This window comes from Rhizobium sp. 18065, assembly GCF_902706095.1.
Lineage (GTDB): Bacteria > Pseudomonadota > Alphaproteobacteria > Rhizobiales > Rhizobiaceae > Allorhizobium.
This window is the reverse complement of record NZ_CACSJP010000004.1, coordinates 173,951-190,705: the sequence shown is the minus strand read 5'-3', so window position 1 is coordinate 190,705 and position 16,755 is coordinate 173,951. Positions and strand designations below refer to the sequence as shown.

Here is a 16,755-nt window from a genome sequence, read left to right as displayed (position 1 = left end):
CATTGTCTATTTCTTCTGGCCCGGCTTGCGAAACTCGACCGTGGTCTTGGCCACCGGAAAACCGAACTTGGTGACCAGCGCGGTATTCAGCACAGTGCCATCAGCGCGCAAGACCATCTTATCGTAGAAATGCACCTTGTTCGCCTGTTTGGCTGAATCCAGATAGACCAGATAATTGAACTTCGCCACCGGTCCGTTCAGCGTCACCTTTGTCTCGCCGATTACATCCTCGCGGGTGCCGGAATAGGTCGTCGGGCTGGTCTTGACGAAACGCCAGGTCTTGCGATCCTTCGTGCCGTCATCAAAGACGAAATCCTCGCGCAGCGTCAAGGTTTTGCCATCCCACTTGCCGGTCAGATCGACGGTGAAGCTGCGCTTGACGCCATTGATCGCCCTGAACGATCCCACCGCCTCTGTTCGTCCTGTGAAATAGTCTTCGAAGGTGAAGGCGTCCGCAGCATTGCCTGCGGACGGCATCAGGCTCAGGGCCAGCCCGAAAAGGGCAAAACCGACTTTGGACATATTAAATCTCCATGATTGGCGCATCTTGCATCCAATACGGAGAATGATCGCGAGCGGTTTGGACTGCTCCTGTCAAAATCGTCGCGGTGTTCGGCCCGTATCAGGCTGGCGGATTGTCGCGCTGATAGATCCAGTCATGATCCGGATGGTTCTCGAAGCGCCACTTGCGCAAAGGGCCTGCCATGACGTTGAGATAATACATCTCGTAGCCATAGGGCGCGCCGCAGGGATGATGGCCCTTCGGCACCAGCACCACGTCGCCATCGGACACCGCCATGGTCTCGTCCAGCGAACCGTCCTCGGTGAACACGCGCTGGAAGCCGAAGCCCTGGGCCGGGTTCAGCCGGTGATAATAGGTCTCCTCAAGATACGTCATCTCGGGATAATTGTCCTCGTCATGCCGGTGCGGCGGATAGGACGACCAATTACCGGACGGAGTGAACACTTCCGTCACCAGCAGGCTGTCGGCAACGTTACGGTCCTCCATGGCGATCGGATAGATATAGCGGGTATTGGCATCTTTGCCGCGCTGGACATAGGCAATGCCGTCCGGCCCAATCTGCTGGGCTTCTCGACCGGGCATAGCCGGCGCCGTGCAGATGGCGAGCACGCAGTCGGTGGTCGCACTCGCCGACCAGTCGGAGCCGGCCGGCACATAGACGCAATGCGGCGGCTTCTTTTCGAAGACATTCATGCGGTCGCCGAGTTCGCCGAAATCCTTGCCCCCGCCGGACACCGTCGCCTTGCCCTCGACGAGAACGAGAATGACTTCTGTCTCGCCGGTCTGTTCCGATGCGCTTTCACCGGGTTTCAGGTGATAGAGCCCGAAGCCGACATAGCCCCAATTGGCGCTCGCCGGCGTGATATCGTGAACTTTACCGGTCTTGGCCACCGGCTTGCGGAGCAGATCCGTCATCGTCATCTCCCTCGTCTTCCTGTCGAGCCCTGGCGGCCTCCTCAGCCGCCTTGGCTTTCGCAATTGTGTGGCCGTACATGAACAGCAATTCGTATGCCGCGAAAGCAGAAGCGCCGAAGAACACGACGGCCCAGCCCATGGCATTGTTGTAAAGCTCGACACCGCCCCATGCTGCCGGCAGAAGTACGGTCAGGATGCGCCGCCAGAGAGGCTTGAAAAACGGATGCTTCGGGTCGAGAATCTGCACGGCGGCTCCTGGAGGTCGCGGAAAACTGATCTGCAGTAGTCCGCAAACCTGCAGTGTGTCAAAGGAGAAGGCAGTCCATCGGCACTGCCTTCATCCATAGCGTCAGTCAGTTCAGGCCGGCATCCTTGGCCATCGCCTTCAGCGATTTCAGACCGAGGCTCTGGTATTCGAACGGATTGCGCACATCCGGGTCCTGCTCGGCCTCGATGACGATCCAGCCCTGATAGCCGTTTTCGGCAGCCAGCTTGAGCACCGGCGGGAAATTTACCCCGCCTTCGCTGTCACCGGGAACCGTGAACACGCCGCGGCGCACGCCTTCGAGGAAGGAGAGGTTTTCGTCGCGAACCTGCTTTGCGATCACCGGACGAACATTCTTCGCGTGGATATGACCCACGCGGCCCATGTATTTCTTCGCCAATTCTTCCGGATTGCCGCCGCCGAACAGGCAATGGCCGGTATCGAGCAGCAGCTTGGCATGCGGACCGGTATGGGCCATCAGCTTGTCGATTTCAGCCGGGCTTTCGACGATCGTGCCCATGTGGTGATGATAGACCAGTGTGATGCCCTGGGCTGCCGCATACTCGGCAAGCGCCTCGACACCAGCGCCGAAGGCCGCCCAGTCGGCGTCGGCAAGCATCGGGCGATCATTGACGGCCGTGTCGTCGGCGCCGTGGATGGCGTTCGAGGTTTCGCAGACGATGATCACCTTCGAACCCATGGCCTTCAACAGGTCGAGCGCCGGCTGCATTGCCGCCTTCTCATCCTCGATCGAATGGGTCAAAAGGTTGAGCGAATGCCAGCCGGAAACGTAGCGCAGGCCACGCGGCTCAAGAACCGCCTTGAGACCGGCCGGGTCCTGCGGGAACTTGTGGCCCTTCTCGATGCCGTCGAAACCGATCTTGGCGGTCTCGTCCAGGCACTGGTCGAGGCTGATATGGGCGCCGAGCGAGCGATCATCGTCATTCGTCCAGGCAATCGGATTGGTACCAAACAGGATCATGATTACGTTCTTTCCTTGAGCGATGCTTCATAGGCGGCACGCGCCGTGTTGACTTCCGGACGGACCGAGACTTCCGGCACCGCGACATCCCACCAGTAACCACCGGCATCGGGCGTCGGATAAGGGTCGGTGTCGATAACGATCACCGTCGTGGCCATGCTTTCGCGCGCGGCATCGAGCGCCTTTTCCAGCTCGGCAATCGATGCAACCTTGTGCGACACCGCCCCCATTGAGGCTGCATGGGCAGCAAAATCGATGGCGATCGGGTTCACATTCGTATGGGCATAGAGATTGTTGAACTCGGCGCCGCCGGTGCCCATCTGCAGCCGGTTGATGCAGCCGTAACCACGATTGTCGGTGATCACCAGGGTGATCTTCAACCCCATGGCAACCGAAGTGGCGAGTTCCGAATTCATCATCATGTAGGAACCGTCGCCGACCATGACGATGACGTCACGATCGGGCTCGGCCATCTTGATGCCGAGACCACCGGCCACTTCATACCCCATGCAGGAGAAGCCGTATTCCATGTGATAGGACAGCGGCAGCTTGGCCTTCCACAACTGATGCAGTTCGCCCGGCATCGTGCCGGCCGCACACATCACCACCGTATTGTCGCGCGAGGATCGCTGCACCGCGCCGATTACCTGCATGTCGGTCGGCAGCTGGTTGCCGTCGGTCGGTGCAGCAGTGACCGCATCGGCCTTGGCAAACCAGCTATCCTTCAGGCTGCTGTCCGGCGCACCAAAGCGATGGTCGCCGAGGGCCTTGCTCAGCTTCTCAAGGCCGACCTTGGCATCGGCGGTCAGCGGGATCGCCTCATGCTTGGCACTGTCATAGGGCTGAACGTTGAGCGCCAGGATCTTGCGATCAGGGTTCTTGAACAGCGCCCAGGAGCCGGTGGTGAAATCCTGGAACCGTGTGCCGACACCGATGACCAGATCGGCCTTTTCAGCAATCGCATTGGCGCTCTCGGCACCGGTCACGCCGACCGGTCCGAAATTGAGAGCGTGATCCCAGGCCAGCGCCGACTTGCCGGCCTGTGTCTCGACGATCGGGATCTGGTGCTTTTCGACGAAAGCCTTCAGCGTCTCGGTCGCACCGCCAAAATGCACACCGCCACCGGCAACGATGATCGGGTTCTTGGCAGCCTTCAGCGCCGCAACGGCTTCCGCAAATTCATGCGCGTCAGGCTCGGGACGGCGCTGGTGCCAGACCTTCTTGTCGAAGAAGCTCTCCGGATAGCCATAGGCTTCCGCCTGCACGTCCTGGCAGAAGGCCAGCGTCACCGGGCCGCAATCGGCCGGATCGGTCATCGTGCGTAGCGCCCGTGGCAATGCCGTCAGCAGCTGTTCGGGACGCATGATCCGGTCAAAATAACGGCTGACCGGCTTGAAGCAGTCATTGGCGGACATCGTACCGTCGCCGAAATCCTCGATCTGCTGCAGCACCGGATCCGGACCGCGATTGGCGAACACGTCGCCCGGAATGAAAAGGACCGGCAGACGATTGACATGGGCGAGTGCCGCCGCCGTCACCATGTTGAGCGCGCCCGGACCGATCGAGGAGGTCACCGCCATCGCGCGGCGACGGCCGATCTGCTTGGTATAGGCAATCGCGGCATGCGCCATCGACTGCTCGTTCTGACCGCGATAGGTCTGGAACTCGTCGCGAATGCCGTGCAGCGCCTCGCCGAGACCGGCAACATTGCCATGACCGAAAATCGCCCACATGCCGGCAATATAGGTTTCGCCATGCTCGTTATATTGGTTGGCGAGATAGCGCACCAGCGCCTGTGCCGCCGTCAGTCTGACCGTCTTCATGCCGTCTCTCCCTTGGCCGCGCCTGCTCCGTTGCGAGCCTTGTCCCAGATCTCACAGAGACTGCGATAGCGCTGCACCATATCCTCCACTGCTTCGCCGTCGCTGATCGCGCCCGACAACCACTTGCGCGCGGCATCGCCGAAGATCGTCCGGCCAACGGCAAAGCCCTTGACCAGATCGAACCCGGCCGCCAGCGCGAAACTCTCCTCCAGTTCCGCCTGCGGTGCATCGAGCCCGAGCACGACGATACCGCGCGTATAGGCATCGTTGTGTTCGATGGCCGCACAGGCATTGGCCCAGGATGCCTTGGTCTTCATCGGCTCCAGCTTCCACCAGTCCGGATAGACACCGATTTCATAGAAACGCTCGATGATCGTGGCAGCCGTATGGTCATCGACCGGTCCGACCTTCGATGGAATGATCTCAAGCAGGAATTCCAGATTGTTGCGCCGCGCGGCGTGGAAGAGGCGGATGACCGTCTGCTCCTGCTCGGCCTTCATCTCGGCCGTATCGTCGGGGTGATAGAAGCACAGGACCTTGACGACATTTTCGACCGGCCATTCGTTGAGCCCACCGAAATCGGGACCGATCTCCGGCTCAAGTGTCAGAGGTCGCGAACCCGGCCATTCGACCGGACGGCCGATCCACAGACCTGTTCCGCTGGCGGCATAAAGCGCATCGCGACCGACGCGGCTGTCGCAGAGAATGCCATAGCCGGGCTTGCTGCCCGAAACGTTCAACGCAGCTTTCAGGCAAAGCTTCTTGAACTCACCGATCCGGCCGTCGGTAACACCGGCTTCCTTCGCCATGGTTTCAAGCTGCATGCGATGGTCGAAGGCAAACACCCGCATTGTCGACCAGTCGCCCTTGCGGTTGGTCGACCAATGCACCTGTTCCAGCGCCTTGTCCTTGCGCAGCGCCTTGTTCTGAATGCCGGTCTTGAAGAAATACTGCAGCTCTTCCCAGCTCGGATAGGCCGGCGTGCAGCCATGGCGGGAGACGGCGAAGGCGCCGCAGGCATTGGCGAACTTCAGCGATGTCGGCCAGTCTTCGCCAGTCAGCCAGCCCTTGAGCAGGCCGGACATGAAGCCGTCGCCGGCGCCAAGCACATTGAACACCTCGATCGGGAAACCTTCTCCGGTCTGCCCCTCGTCGAGACTGTCGGGAATGGCATCCTCGAACACGACTGCGCCCATCGGTCCGCGCTTGCAGACCAGGGTGGCGGGCGAGACCTGGCGAACGGCCCTCAGCGCCTCGATCGTATCGGTCGAGCCGCCGGCAATGTGGAACTCCTCTTCCGTGCCGACGATCAGGTTGAACAGATGCAGGGTCGACTGCAGCTTGGCCGTGACTTTGGCGGATTCGACAAAACGGCTCTCGCCGTCGCCATGCCCGGCGAGACCCCAGAGATTGGGACGATAATCGATATCAAGCGCGGTCAGACCGCCATGCTGGCGAGCAATCTCCAGCGCCTTCAGCACGGCCTGTTCGGTGCGCGGATTGGACAGATGCGTTCCCGTGACGCAGACACAACGCGACTCTGAAACGAAATCAGGATCGATATCGTCTTCGCTCAGCGCCATGTCGGCACAGTTTTCGCGGTAGAAGATCAGCGGGAACTGGTGTTCGTCTCGGATGCCCAGAAGAACAAGCGCCGTCAGCCGTTCCGGATCGGTGACCACGCCGCGCACATCGACCCCCTCGCGCACCAACTGCTCGCGGATGAACCGGCCCATATGTTCATTGCCGACCCGGGTGATCAGGCCCGACTTCAAGCCGAGCCGAGCCGTGCCGGCAGCGATATTGGTCGGAGAACCGCCGATATACTTGTTGAACGAGGCCATGTCTTCCAGCCGCCCACCCACCTGGGCGCCGTACAAATCCACGGATGATCGGCCGATCGTGATGAGATCGAGTGATGCCACGCTGAAACCTCCCTGACGGTCGCGAGGTCTCGAAGCCTCGCCTGCCGCTGCCGATCGCATTCGAATGGAATGTCGATCAAGATCCTCTTCCGAAATGGACTATAAATTCTATTTTTAGACCTTTCAACACAAATATTCAGCCATCTTGTCGCGCCGTCCCGACAGCGACGGACAGCGTGATTGCCAGACATAGCGTGGCAGACAGTGAGCGGAAGGCACCGAAATCGACCTCGGAAACCGAGAGCGCAATCGCATCGAACCGGCGCAGAGGACTGACCGCCGTGTCCGTGACCGCAACCACCGGAATGCCGCGCCCGCAGACCTGCTCGACCAGGTCGATCGTCTCGGCCGAATAGGGGGCAAAGGTGATCGCCAGCAGCGCATCGCCATCTCGGATCGCATGATGATTTTCCAGACGCCCGACCACGCTGTGCAACATCGCAGGAACACCCATCTTCTCGAAGGCATAGGCCATGTAGCTTGCCACCGGGAAGGATCGCCGCAGGCCGACGATATGGATCATATGCGCGGAGGAAAGCGTTGCGACAGCCTTGTCCAGCGCCTGCGGATCAACGGTTTTCAGCAGATTTTCCAGCGACAGTCGCCCCGCCTCGACGAATTCGGCGAGCAATGCCGAGGGGCTACCTTCGGCCTTTTCCCGCAGGTGATCGAGCCGCGTCGAATAGTCCGGCCAGCCGCCGACAAAGCTGTCGCGAAACAGCCGCTGCATTTCGGAAAACCCGGAAAAACCCATGATCTGGCAGAAGCGCATGAAGGCCGAGGGCTGAACGCCCGCCCCTTCCGCCATCTCTGCGACCGTCGAGACAGCAATGCGATCCTGATTGGCCGCGACATAATCTGCACATTGCCGAAGCCGCTTCGGCAGACTGCCGGATACCTCCAGCAACCGCTCCTCGAACGCCTTCACCGATACCGGCCCGCCGATCTCTTCCATTCACATCCTTTCCACGAACCACGCTTGACACAAACCGTATCACAATCTAGCAAAATAGAACGTATATTCCAAATACGGATCTGGAATATTCATCGAGGAGATGAACGTCGGGACCAGCCACGGGGATGGCCCCTGCCGAAAGTCGGGTCCGCTGCAACAACGACGCCGCCGCCGATGGAACTCGGCAGAGCGAGCATGGGAGGAAATGACATGGTCACGAGATTGGCCCTTCTGGGCGCCGGCCGCATCGGCAAGGTACATGCGAAAGCCATCGCGGAAGACAAGCGCGCCAAGCTGGTAGCTGTCGCCGACGCGTTTGCCGATGCCGCCAATGCCATCGCAACCCAGACCGGCTGCGAGGTGAAGACGATCGAGGAAATCGAGGCGGACAAGGACATCGACGCAGTCATCATCTGCACGCCGACCAACACCCATGCCGATCTGATCGAGCGCTTCGCCAAGGCCGGCAAGGCGATCTTCTGCGAAAAGCCGATCGATCTGGACGTCGCCCGGGCCAAGGCTTGCCTGGAAACCGTGCGCACCGTCGGCGGCAAGGTCATGCTCGGCTTCAACCGCCGCTTCGATCCGCATTTCCAGGCCGTGCGCAAGGAGATCGACAAGGGCTCGATCGGCAAGGTCGAGATGGTGACGATCACCAGCCGCGATCCGGGCGCACCGCCGGCCGAATACATCAAGGTCTCCGGCGGCATCTTCCGCGACATGACCATTCACGACTTCGACATGGCCCGCTTCCTGCTCGGCGAAGAAATCGACACCGTCATGGCCTCGGCTTCCGTACTGGTCGATCCGAAGATCGGCGAACTCGGCGATTATGACAGCGCCTCGCTGATCCTGACGACCAAGACCGGCCGCCAGGCGATCATCTCCAATTCCCGCCGCGCATCCTACGGCTACGACCAGCGCATCGAAGTTCATGGTTCGCTGGGTTCGGTGTCTGCCGAAAACCAGCGCCCGGTCTCGATCGAAGTCGCCAACAAGGACGGTTACACCCGCCCGCCGCTGCACGACTTCTTCATGACCCGCTACACCGCCGCCTATGCCGCCGAGATCTCGGCCTTCATCGACAGTCTCGAGCAGGGAACGGCGATGTCGCCCTCGGCAGAAGACGGCTTGATCGCGCTGGCGCTGGCTGACGCTGCCATCAAGGCCGCCAAGGAAGGTACCGCAATCAAGGTCGCATACTGATCTGACATATCGGGAAATTTGGCGCAGTCATCGTGACCGCACCAAACAGAAGCGCCGCCCGAACCTCCTCGGGCGGCGTTTTGTTGTTTGGTTGGCGTCAGACGATCAGACCGCCATTTCGCGCCGTTCGACTTCCGTGAGCATCGCAAGATCGAGGACCTTTTGCAGCTCGGCGGCATGGCGAAAACCGGGCTCCTGGAGATTGTTGCGCGTCTGAATCGCGGTGATGAACTTCTGGTAGTTCGTCTCGACTGGATCGACTTCGATCTCGCGCCAGACTGCCGTTTCAACATCATCCTGCAGGCAGGCCCGAAGCGAGGAACCTTCCGGCGTGTGGATCACTTCCAACGCACCCTTGTCGCCATGCACCCTGAGCCGCAGTTCGTTCAGATGCCCGGTCGCCCAGCGGCTGGCATGGATCACACCCATCGCGCCATTGGTGAATTCGGTCGTCATGGTGAAACTGTCATTGGCGTCGAGGTCATATTCGCCGATCTTGTTGCCCGGCGCCTTTTCGAAGGTCTTCAGCCGCGCGAAGATGTGATCGATATCGGTCGCGGCGCCAAATCCTGCGAAGTCGAGGATATGAATGCCGACATCGCCAAGCACGCCGTTCGAGCCATGCTTCGTCGACAGCCGCCACAGCCATTGGCTCTCCGTCGCCCAGTCGCCCCAGGCCTTGGACACCAGCCAGCTCTGCAGATAGGAGGCCTCGATATGGCGAACCTGGCCGATCTCGCCACCGATCACCATCTGCCGCGCCTTCTGAACCTCCGCCACATTGCGGTAGGTCAGGTTGACCATATTGACCAGACCTGACGTCTCGGCAGCCCTCGCCATTTCATCCGCCTTGGCATAGTTTTCGGCAAGCGGCTTTTCACACATCACATGCTTGCCCGCCGCCAGAAGCTGTAGCGTCGTCGGATAGTGGATGCGATCAGGGGTGACATTGGTCACCGCATCGAACTCGCCCCAGGCGATCGCCTCCTCCAGGGACGTGAACGTATTGGGTATGCCGTGACGCGTGGCGAAGGCGCGAACCGTGGCGATATCCAGATCCACCGCAGCGACAATCTGAACATCGCTGATGGTCGAGAAATGCATCACATGGGTATTGGCCATGCCACCGGTGCCAAGCACCAGAAGACGGATCGGCTTCGTCATTTGTAACCTTCCTCGCCGGCCTGATGCAGACGGGGGCCGCGTTCGGTGATCGGCTCCAGCGCATGTTCGACCGGCACATTCGGTGCATCATGCACCGCACCGTAGCGCGGCATCGGATTATAGGCCCATTTCACCCCATTGCGGATGACCTGCTGCACGTTGGCATCATGATAGGTCGGATAGGTCTCATGACCGGGGCGGAAGTAGAAGATATTGCCGGCCCCGCGCCGCCAGGTCAGGCCCGACCGGAAGACTTCGCCGCCCGCAAACCAGGAGATGAACACCGTTTCCAGTGGCTCCGGCACCGAAAAGAACTCACCATACATCTCTTCGTTTTCCAGCACGAAGTTTTCCGGAATGCCGGCTGCGATCGGATGGCCAGGATTGACGGTCCAGAGACGCTCGCGCTCGCCTGCCTCACGCCATTTCAAGGCGCAGGGCGTACCCATCAAGCGCTTGAACGGCTTGGAAAAATGGCCCGAATGCAGCACGAGCAGACCCATGCCCTCCCACACGCGCCGGGCCACCCGCTCGACGATTTCGTCGGACACATCGCCATGCGCCTTGTGTCCCCACCAGACCAGCACATCCGTCTCCGCCAGCCGCTCGACCGGCAGACCATGCTCCGGTTCCTGCAGCGTCGCGGTCGTCGCCTCGATGTCACCGTCGACGTTGAGGGCAGCCGCAATCGTCGCATGCATCCCGTCGGGATAAATACTGCGGACAACGGCATTTTCCCGCTCATGGATGTTCTCACCCCAGACAACCGTTCTGATTGGCGTTCTGATTGGCACGCAAACTCTCCCTTTTCACACGCCACGACTATGCGGCGCTGACTGGCCTCTACAATGTCTCATCGCACAAACGGATCCATGGACTCGATGACTTGAAACCGCTTTGGTTCTCGCAAACTGGCAAAACTTCCAGTCTTTGTCAAAAGACATTTCCGTCTAGAATGGACAGGAGCAAGATCAGAACGGACAGGTCAATTCTCCTTTTGAAAGAACTTTCCGCGAAATATTGAAAGCGCTTTCGCTCCCTATCGTCTTGCCCATCCAGCAAAATCTTGCCATGCATGCTGCAGGAATTTCAATCCGTCGAAGCGATGAACAAGGCAATGAAGCTCAAGGAATTTGCCCTGAAGGTTGGCCTGTCTCAAACCACGGTCAGTCGTGCATTGAGCGGTTATCCGGAGGTCAGCGAAGTGACGCGCGCACGTGTCATGGACGAGGCCAATCGGTTGGGTTATCGGCCGAACATCAACGCCGTGCGTCTGGCGACAGGGCGCGCCGGTGCCATTGGCGTGGTGATGAGCCAGGCTGGAGAGTACCAGTTCTCCGAATTCATGAGCGGCATGGCGGAGCGACTGGGCCGCGAAGACATCGACATTCTCGTGACGCCCATGGCCGAGCAGGACAGCCGTGACGAGCTTCAGATATACAAGCGCCTGGCTGAAAGCCGCAGGGTCGACGCGGTTGTCATCCACTCTCCGCGACCGGATGATCCGCGCATCGCACTGCTGCACCAGTTGAAGATACCCTTCATCGTTCATGGCCGCTCGCAGACGGACGTACCGCATGCGTGGCTCGACATCGATAACGAAGGCGCCATTCGCCGTGCCACGGACCATTTACTGGATCTCGGCCACCGGCGGATCGCCCTGATCAATGGGAACGAAGGCCTGACCTTCACCCGCCATCGCGATCTTGGTTATCGTTCAGCGCTACAGGCAAGGGACATCCCTTACGACGCCGGCATTGTTGCTCATGGAAATTTCACCGATGAAGTCGGTTTCCGGCTTGCCAGGGCGGCGCTGGAAAAGCGGCCACAGCCGACAGCCTTCGTCGCCGGCTCGATGATGACGGCATTGGGCGTCTACCGGGCAGCACGCGCGATGAACCTTGGTATCGGCACGGATATTTCGGTCATCGCCCATGACGACGTCTTTCCGTATCTGACCGCCGACAACATGGCCCCGTCCCTGTCGACGACACGCTCGTCGATCCGCGCCGCCGGCACCCGGATTGCCGACCTGCTGCTGCAAATTCTGGCCGGCCGCGACCCGGTCGGGATACAGGAACTGTGGCCGGTCGAGCTTATTCTCAGAGACTCCAGCAAGCCTGCACCACGGGACCTGTCTGCATGAATACCAACAGAACCGGCAAGACCGTCATTGTCATCGGTCACATCAACCACGACAGGATCTGGCACCTGACCGAACCATTGCGCGCAGGCGGCCGGATTGCCTGGCGTGCTCGCGAGGCGAGGCTGGGCGGCGGCGGCTACTTCACGGCCAGACGCCTGCTTGATTTCGGCCATCATGTCCGCATCCTGTCCAACCTGATGAGTGACAGCCATGGTCAAAATGCGTACGCCTCGCTTGCAGAGGATGGCTTTGACACCAGCCTGATCACGGAGCGGCAGGGAGAAACGGATTTTGCCGATATCCTCCTCGACCCGACCGGCGAACGCACCATTCTTTCCAACGAGCGCCGTCTCGCCCGCACCTTCGCCCTGGCACAACCAGCCTCAGCCGATGCCTTCTACATCAATGGCCCGCATCTGTGCGAAACCATCCGCCAGTCGCTGAACGCCGCCCCGCTGGTCGTTTCACAATTGCCGCTGCGCGACGGCGAGCCGCGCCCTGCCGACGTCATCGTCGGCTCCAAGGCGGATATGCCGGGAAAACCGATCGAGGCCATCTGGCGGGACGCGCAGGCGCTCGCCGGCGCCCGGCTTCGCCATCTCGTCATGACCGACGGTCCGGAACCGACATCCGTCTTCGACGGTCGGACGGAAAGCAGGATACCGGTGCCAATGCACGTCACGGTGCGAGACACCATCGGCGCCGGCGACACGTTCAGCGGAGCCCTGATAGACAGCCTGCTCAACGGCGCCAAAATCACCGACGCAGCCTTGAATGCCAGCCGGTCCACAGCCGAATGGCTTTTGGAACGCGAGGCAATGTTCACAGAAAAATCAAATAAATAACTAACTTATTTGTGCGCCGGCCGGGAACTTCCATCCCATCTTGCGAGTTCGTGGGATCGAAATGGAGGACTGCATGACCGAAGCAAATATCGCATGGACCGTTCCCGTCGAGCTGGATCTGCACTGCGGCCTGACAAGACGATTCTGCAATGTCTACGATGCGCTCGATTTTCTCGAAGCGGAATGGCCGACACGCAGAGGCATTGCTTACCAACGCGCAGTTCTTCTCTGCCGCAACGCCCTGCGCAGTCCCCGCGCCAGTGAATTGGCCCGTGCGGCCTTCATTGCAGCCGCCGACGAGGCAGGCATGCCCCAGTGTACTGACCCGTCGCGCCTGATCAGCTTTCGGCCGCACAGGAAGGCCGTTGCTTGAGGACGATGCTCCAGAGATCGCTGCGCCACAGCAGGCCTGGGCCCTCCGTTGGGTTCAGGCCTTGATCCGGACCATCGCCGGATCGAACATCGGGCCGAGATGAACCTGCGCCGGCACTCGATCCATGGCGACAACCAGCTCATACGTGGCATCGGTGAGGTAGCTATCAGACACCCCATCTGCATGGCGGACATAACCATAGCCAATCGCCTTGCCGAGCGTGTAGCCATAACCACCGCTGGTCAGATAACCGACAGGCTCGCCATTGCGCAGGATCGTTTCGCGTCCGAGCAGGACCACATCCGAGCCGGCAGTAAAACCCACCAACCGCTTTTTCAGCGGCTGACCGGCGACTGCAGACAAGGCTGAACGACCGATGAAATCGGCATCAGTCTTCATCTTGACGGCAAACCCGAGGCCCGCTTCCAGCGGAGTGTCATTGGGCGTGATGTCCGAGCCCCAGGCGCGATAGCCTTTTTCCAGACGCAAGGATTCCAGCGCCCGGTAGCCGATCGGTTTGATCCCGTGCGCAGCACCGGCTGCCATCAGCACGTCGAAAACCTCACCGATCGCCGCGATCGGCACATGCAGTTCCCAACCAAGCTCACCGACATAGGTGATGCGCAGTGCCCGGACAGAGCTGCCGGCGATATCGATTTCGCGGACATGGCCGAATGGAAACCCGGCATTGCTGACATCTGCCGTCGTCACCACCGAAAGCACGTCACGCGCCTGTGGACCCATCAGCGACAATGTCCCCCATTCCTCTGTCACATCGGTGAAGCTGACCGTGGCATCTTCCGGAATATGATCGGCGATCCAGCCGAAGTCATGTGTGCGAAATCCGGTACCGGTCACGATATAGAACCTGTCCTCGGCAATCCGGGCCACCGTCAGATCGGCCTCGATGCCGCCACGCGTATTGAGCAATTGAGTATAGCTCAACCGGCCGACAGGCTTCGTCAAATCATTGGCACAGATGCGGTCGAGTACGCGCACCGCATCCGGACCGCGCATCTCGTATTTGGCAAACGAGGATTGGTCGAAGATCCCGACTGCTTCGCGCACATGATGATGCTCGGCACCAACCGCATCGAACCAGTTCTGTCGGCCCATGGAATAGACGTCGCTGCCTTCGGTGCCGGCAGGCGCAAACCAGTTCGGTCGCTCCCAGCCGAGCTTCGAGCCGAACACGGCGCCGTGCCCCTTCAGTCGATCATAAAGCGGTGACACAAGCCTTGGCCGGCCGCTCTGGTATTCCTCATGCGGAAAGCCGATCGTATAATGCTTGCCATAGGCTTCAAGGGTGCGATCGAGCACCCATTGCCGATCGCGGTGCATGCCGGCAAAACGCCGAATATCGACCACCCAGAGATCGAGCGGCGCTTCGCCATCAACGACCCATTGCGCCAGCACCCAGCCCGCGCCGCCACCCGACGCAATGCCGAAGGCGTTGAAGCCGGCACCGACGAACATGTTCTTGCATTCCGGCGCCACGCCGAGAATGAAGTTTCCATCGGGCGTGAAGCTTTCCGGGCCGTTGATCATCTGCTTGACCCCGGCCGTCTCCAGCGCCGGAATGCGTTCGATCGCCTGCACCATATGCTGCTCGAAATGATCGAAATCGTCGTCGAACAGCCGGAACGCCCATTCGTCCGGCACGTCTCCCGTCGTCCAAGGTTGTGGATTTGGTTCATAGCCGCCCATCACCAGACCGCCCACTTCCTCCTTGAAATAGGTCAGCCGGTCCGGATCGCGGATCGTCGGCGCGTCGGTCGAAAGGCCATCCAGCTTCTCGGTGATGATATACTGATGCTTGACCGGCTGCAGCGGCACGTTGATGCCCGCCATAGCGCCGACCTGCCTGGCCCATTGCCCGGCACAATTGACTACCTTTTCACAAGCGATGTCGCCGAGCGTCGTCTTGACCTTGAGGATGCGGCCATCCTGCATCTCGAAGCCGGTGACACGGACATTCTCGACGATTTTTGCACCATGCATGCGCGCACCGCGGGCGAGCGACTGGGTGATGTCGGACGGGCTCGCCTGTCCATCGGTCGGCAGCCAGCTAGCGCCGACCAGATCGTCGACATTCATCAGCGGCCACATCCGCTTGACTTCTTCCGGCGACACGAGATGCATCTCCATACCGAAGCTGCCGGCCGTCGTCGCCAGCCGCCGGAACTCCGTCCAGCGGTCCTGATTGGTCGCCAGCCGCAGGCAACCCGTCATCTTCCAACCGGTGGCAAGACCCGTCTCGGCCTCAAGCCCCTTGTAGAGATCGACGGAATATTTGAGCACCCGGGTGATCGAGGCCGACGAGCGCAGTTGCCCGACCAGACCAGCGGCATGCCATGTCGAGCCGGACGTCAGCGTTCCCTGCTCCAGCAGGATCACGTCGGCCTTGTGGTCTCGCGCCAGATGATAGGCCGTCGAGCAACCGATGATGCCGCCGCCGATAACGACGATCTGGGCATGGGATGGAAGCGTGGTCATGCAGATGTCTTTCCATAGAGAGAACGATAGCGGTCGAGCGCCGCCTCAAGGCGGACGAGATTTTCACCGGTATAGGTGACGTAATCTGCACCGGGCGCATTCAGATGAAGCTCCGAAACCATGCTCCACATCGCCTCGCGCAGCAGCGACGCGCACTGCATGGCGGCAAAGGCCTTGAGGAAATCGGGATCCGGCTGTCGGCCAAGATAGTGAGCGATGAATTCAAGGCTGGCATCGTCAGAAAAGCCGGAATTCGACGTTGCGCCCGCCAGATCGAACATGGCCGTCGAATAGCCGGCATATTCGAAATCGATCAGCCAGAGCCTTTCACCATCATCGAGAATATTGGCAGGCAACAGATCATTGTGGCCAAAGACGATCGGCAGCGGCACCTGCGCATGCTCCAGTTCCTCGGCCAGTTTCAGGTAGTCGGGCAGTTGCGGGACCATCCGGCTGTCGCCCGCAACCAGCGTCCGCGCATAGTCGCGCACGACATGAAAAGGCCAGAACAGATAGGCACTGCCGCTGACATAGCGGGCCATAACCTCATGGAAACGTTTCAGCAGCCGGGCAACAGCATCAGCATTGGCGACAACGTCTTCGGCACCAAAGGTCTTGGCGCCCAGAAATGCCGTCACCATTACGCCGGACTCGGCATATCGGACTTCCGGTCCAAAACCCGCCGCATGCGCACTTTGCGCCACCATCAATTCACGCTGCCGCGAGACATGGTGAAACGGATAATCCTTGCCGAAACGTATGACATGGCGGCCGATTGCATCGGTGACAACATAACTTTCATTGCTGATGCCACCCTTGAGAAGGGCGATCTCGATCGACCCGTTCCAGCAGGGCAAGTGCCGGATGCGATCCCTGTTGGCACTGGTCTCACCAACCTGGCCGGTCGCAACGTCCGTCACGCTCATCGGCGCCACGCCTTGTTCGGATACAGCACGCATGACCTCCCAGCGGTTCAAACGGTTCAGTCCAGCCTCTGGATCCGTTCCCATGTGTTTTTCTTGGAGACCCGGAGGATGACCAAGCTTCGTGCAGCCAGATCAAGCTGTCAATCGACTGTGTGGATATTTGTGACTAATTGACCGATTTTGTGACTTTACTTTTGACGCACTGGATTGC

The 16,755-nt window shown here is 60.1% G+C and carries 15 protein-coding genes; 4 read left to right on the top strand and 11 right to left on the bottom strand.

Annotation, left to right across the window (positions count from 1 at the left end; all coding sequences use genetic code 11):
• Window positions 1-6: 6 nt before the first annotated feature.
• The 7 genes from GVK95_RS12100 to GVK95_RS12070 form a co-directional block, all read right to left on the bottom strand.
• Window positions 7-522 (bottom strand): DUF3833 family protein, encoded by a 516-nt coding sequence (locus GVK95_RS12100; protein WP_159949887.1) that lies wholly within the window; start codon window positions 520-522, stop codon window positions 7-9.
• A gap of 100 nt (window positions 523-622) precedes the next feature.
• Window positions 623-1,438 (bottom strand): 5-deoxy-glucuronate isomerase, encoded by an 816-nt coding sequence (iolB, locus tag GVK95_RS12095; RefSeq protein ID WP_159949885.1) that lies wholly within the window; start codon window positions 1,436-1,438, stop codon window positions 623-625.
• Window positions 1,398-1,685 (bottom strand): hypothetical protein, encoded by a 288-nt coding sequence (locus GVK95_RS12090; protein ID WP_159949883.1) that lies wholly within the window; start codon window positions 1,683-1,685, stop codon window positions 1,398-1,400. The genes iolB and GVK95_RS12090 overlap by 41 nt, the downstream gene beginning before the upstream one ends.
• Before the next feature lie 106 nt (window positions 1,686-1,791).
• The gene (iolE, locus tag GVK95_RS12085; RefSeq protein WP_159949881.1) at window positions 1,792-2,685 is read right to left on the bottom strand and encodes a myo-inosose-2 dehydratase; all 894 of its coding nucleotides are present in this window, start codon (window positions 2,683-2,685) and stop codon (window positions 1,792-1,794) included.
• Between the two features lie 2 nt (window positions 2,686-2,687).
• Window positions 2,688-4,508 carry a 3D-(3,5/4)-trihydroxycyclohexane-1,2-dione acylhydrolase (decyclizing) gene (gene iolD / locus GVK95_RS12080; protein WP_159949879.1) on the bottom strand — a complete coding sequence of 607 codons (1,821 nt, stop codon included), beginning with the start codon at window positions 4,506-4,508 and terminating at the stop codon, window positions 2,688-2,690.
• Window positions 4,505-6,433 (bottom strand): 5-dehydro-2-deoxygluconokinase, encoded by a 1,929-nt coding sequence (gene iolC, locus GVK95_RS12075; protein WP_159949877.1) that lies wholly within the window; start codon window positions 6,431-6,433, stop codon window positions 4,505-4,507. The genes iolD and iolC overlap by 4 nt, the downstream gene beginning before the upstream one ends.
• Before the next feature lie 136 nt (window positions 6,434-6,569).
• Entirely contained in the window at window positions 6,570-7,388 is an 819-nt protein-coding gene (locus GVK95_RS12070) for a MurR/RpiR family transcriptional regulator (protein WP_159949875.1), read from the bottom strand.
• Window positions 7,389-7,598: 210 nt separating this feature from the next.
• On the opposite strand from GVK95_RS12070, the gene iolG reads away from it, so the two are divergent.
• Window positions 7,599-8,594: an inositol 2-dehydrogenase gene (iolG, locus tag GVK95_RS12065; protein WP_159949873.1), complete on the top strand. Its 996-nt coding sequence runs from the start codon at window positions 7,599-7,601 to the stop codon at window positions 8,592-8,594.
• A 105-nt stretch (window positions 8,595-8,699) separates the two neighbouring features.
• Here the strand turns inward: iolG and GVK95_RS12060 are convergent, their stop codons facing one another.
• Together GVK95_RS12060 and GVK95_RS12055 are read right to left on the bottom strand one after the other, a co-directional pair.
• Window positions 8,700-9,758, bottom strand: a complete 1,059-nt coding sequence (locus tag GVK95_RS12060; RefSeq protein ID WP_159949871.1) for a Gfo/Idh/MocA family oxidoreductase — start codon at window positions 9,756-9,758, stop codon at window positions 8,700-8,702.
• Entirely contained in the window at window positions 9,755-10,546 is a 792-nt protein-coding gene (locus tag GVK95_RS12055) for a ThuA domain-containing protein (RefSeq protein ID WP_159950292.1), read from the bottom strand. Before GVK95_RS12055 ends, GVK95_RS12060 begins: the two co-directional genes overlap by 4 nt.
• Before the next feature lie 329 nt (window positions 10,547-10,875).
• Here GVK95_RS12055 and GVK95_RS12050 point away from each other — a divergent pair, with 329 nt between their 5' ends.
• The 3 genes from GVK95_RS12050 to GVK95_RS12040 all read left to right on the top strand — a co-directional run bounded on the left by GVK95_RS12050 (window position 10,876) and on the right by GVK95_RS12040 (window position 13,122).
• Entirely contained in the window at window positions 10,876-11,904 is a 1,029-nt protein-coding gene (locus tag GVK95_RS12050) for a substrate-binding domain-containing protein (protein WP_159950290.1), read from the top strand.
• A complete protein-coding gene (locus tag GVK95_RS12045; protein ID WP_159949869.1) occupies window positions 11,901-12,749 on the top strand; it encodes a PfkB family carbohydrate kinase in 849 nt (282 codons plus the stop codon). The genes GVK95_RS12050 and GVK95_RS12045 overlap by 4 nt, the downstream gene beginning before the upstream one ends.
• A 73-nt stretch (window positions 12,750-12,822) precedes the next feature.
• Window positions 12,823-13,122 (top strand): DUF982 domain-containing protein, encoded by a 300-nt coding sequence (locus tag GVK95_RS12040; RefSeq protein ID WP_159949867.1) that lies wholly within the window; start codon window positions 12,823-12,825, stop codon window positions 13,120-13,122.
• 54 nt (window positions 13,123-13,176) lie between these two features.
• On the opposite strand, the gene GVK95_RS12035 is transcribed toward GVK95_RS12040, so the two are convergent.
• Both GVK95_RS12035 and GVK95_RS12030 read right to left on the bottom strand, forming a co-directional pair.
• Window positions 13,177-15,618, bottom strand: coding sequence for an FAD-dependent oxidoreductase (locus GVK95_RS12035; protein ID WP_159949865.1), 2,442 nt, complete (start codon window positions 15,616-15,618; stop codon window positions 13,177-13,179).
• A complete protein-coding gene (locus GVK95_RS12030) occupies window positions 15,615-16,544 on the bottom strand; it encodes a phosphotransferase (RefSeq protein WP_159950287.1) in 930 nt (309 codons plus the stop codon). Before GVK95_RS12030 ends, GVK95_RS12035 begins: the two co-directional genes overlap by 4 nt.
• Window positions 16,545-16,755 lie beyond the last annotated feature (211 nt).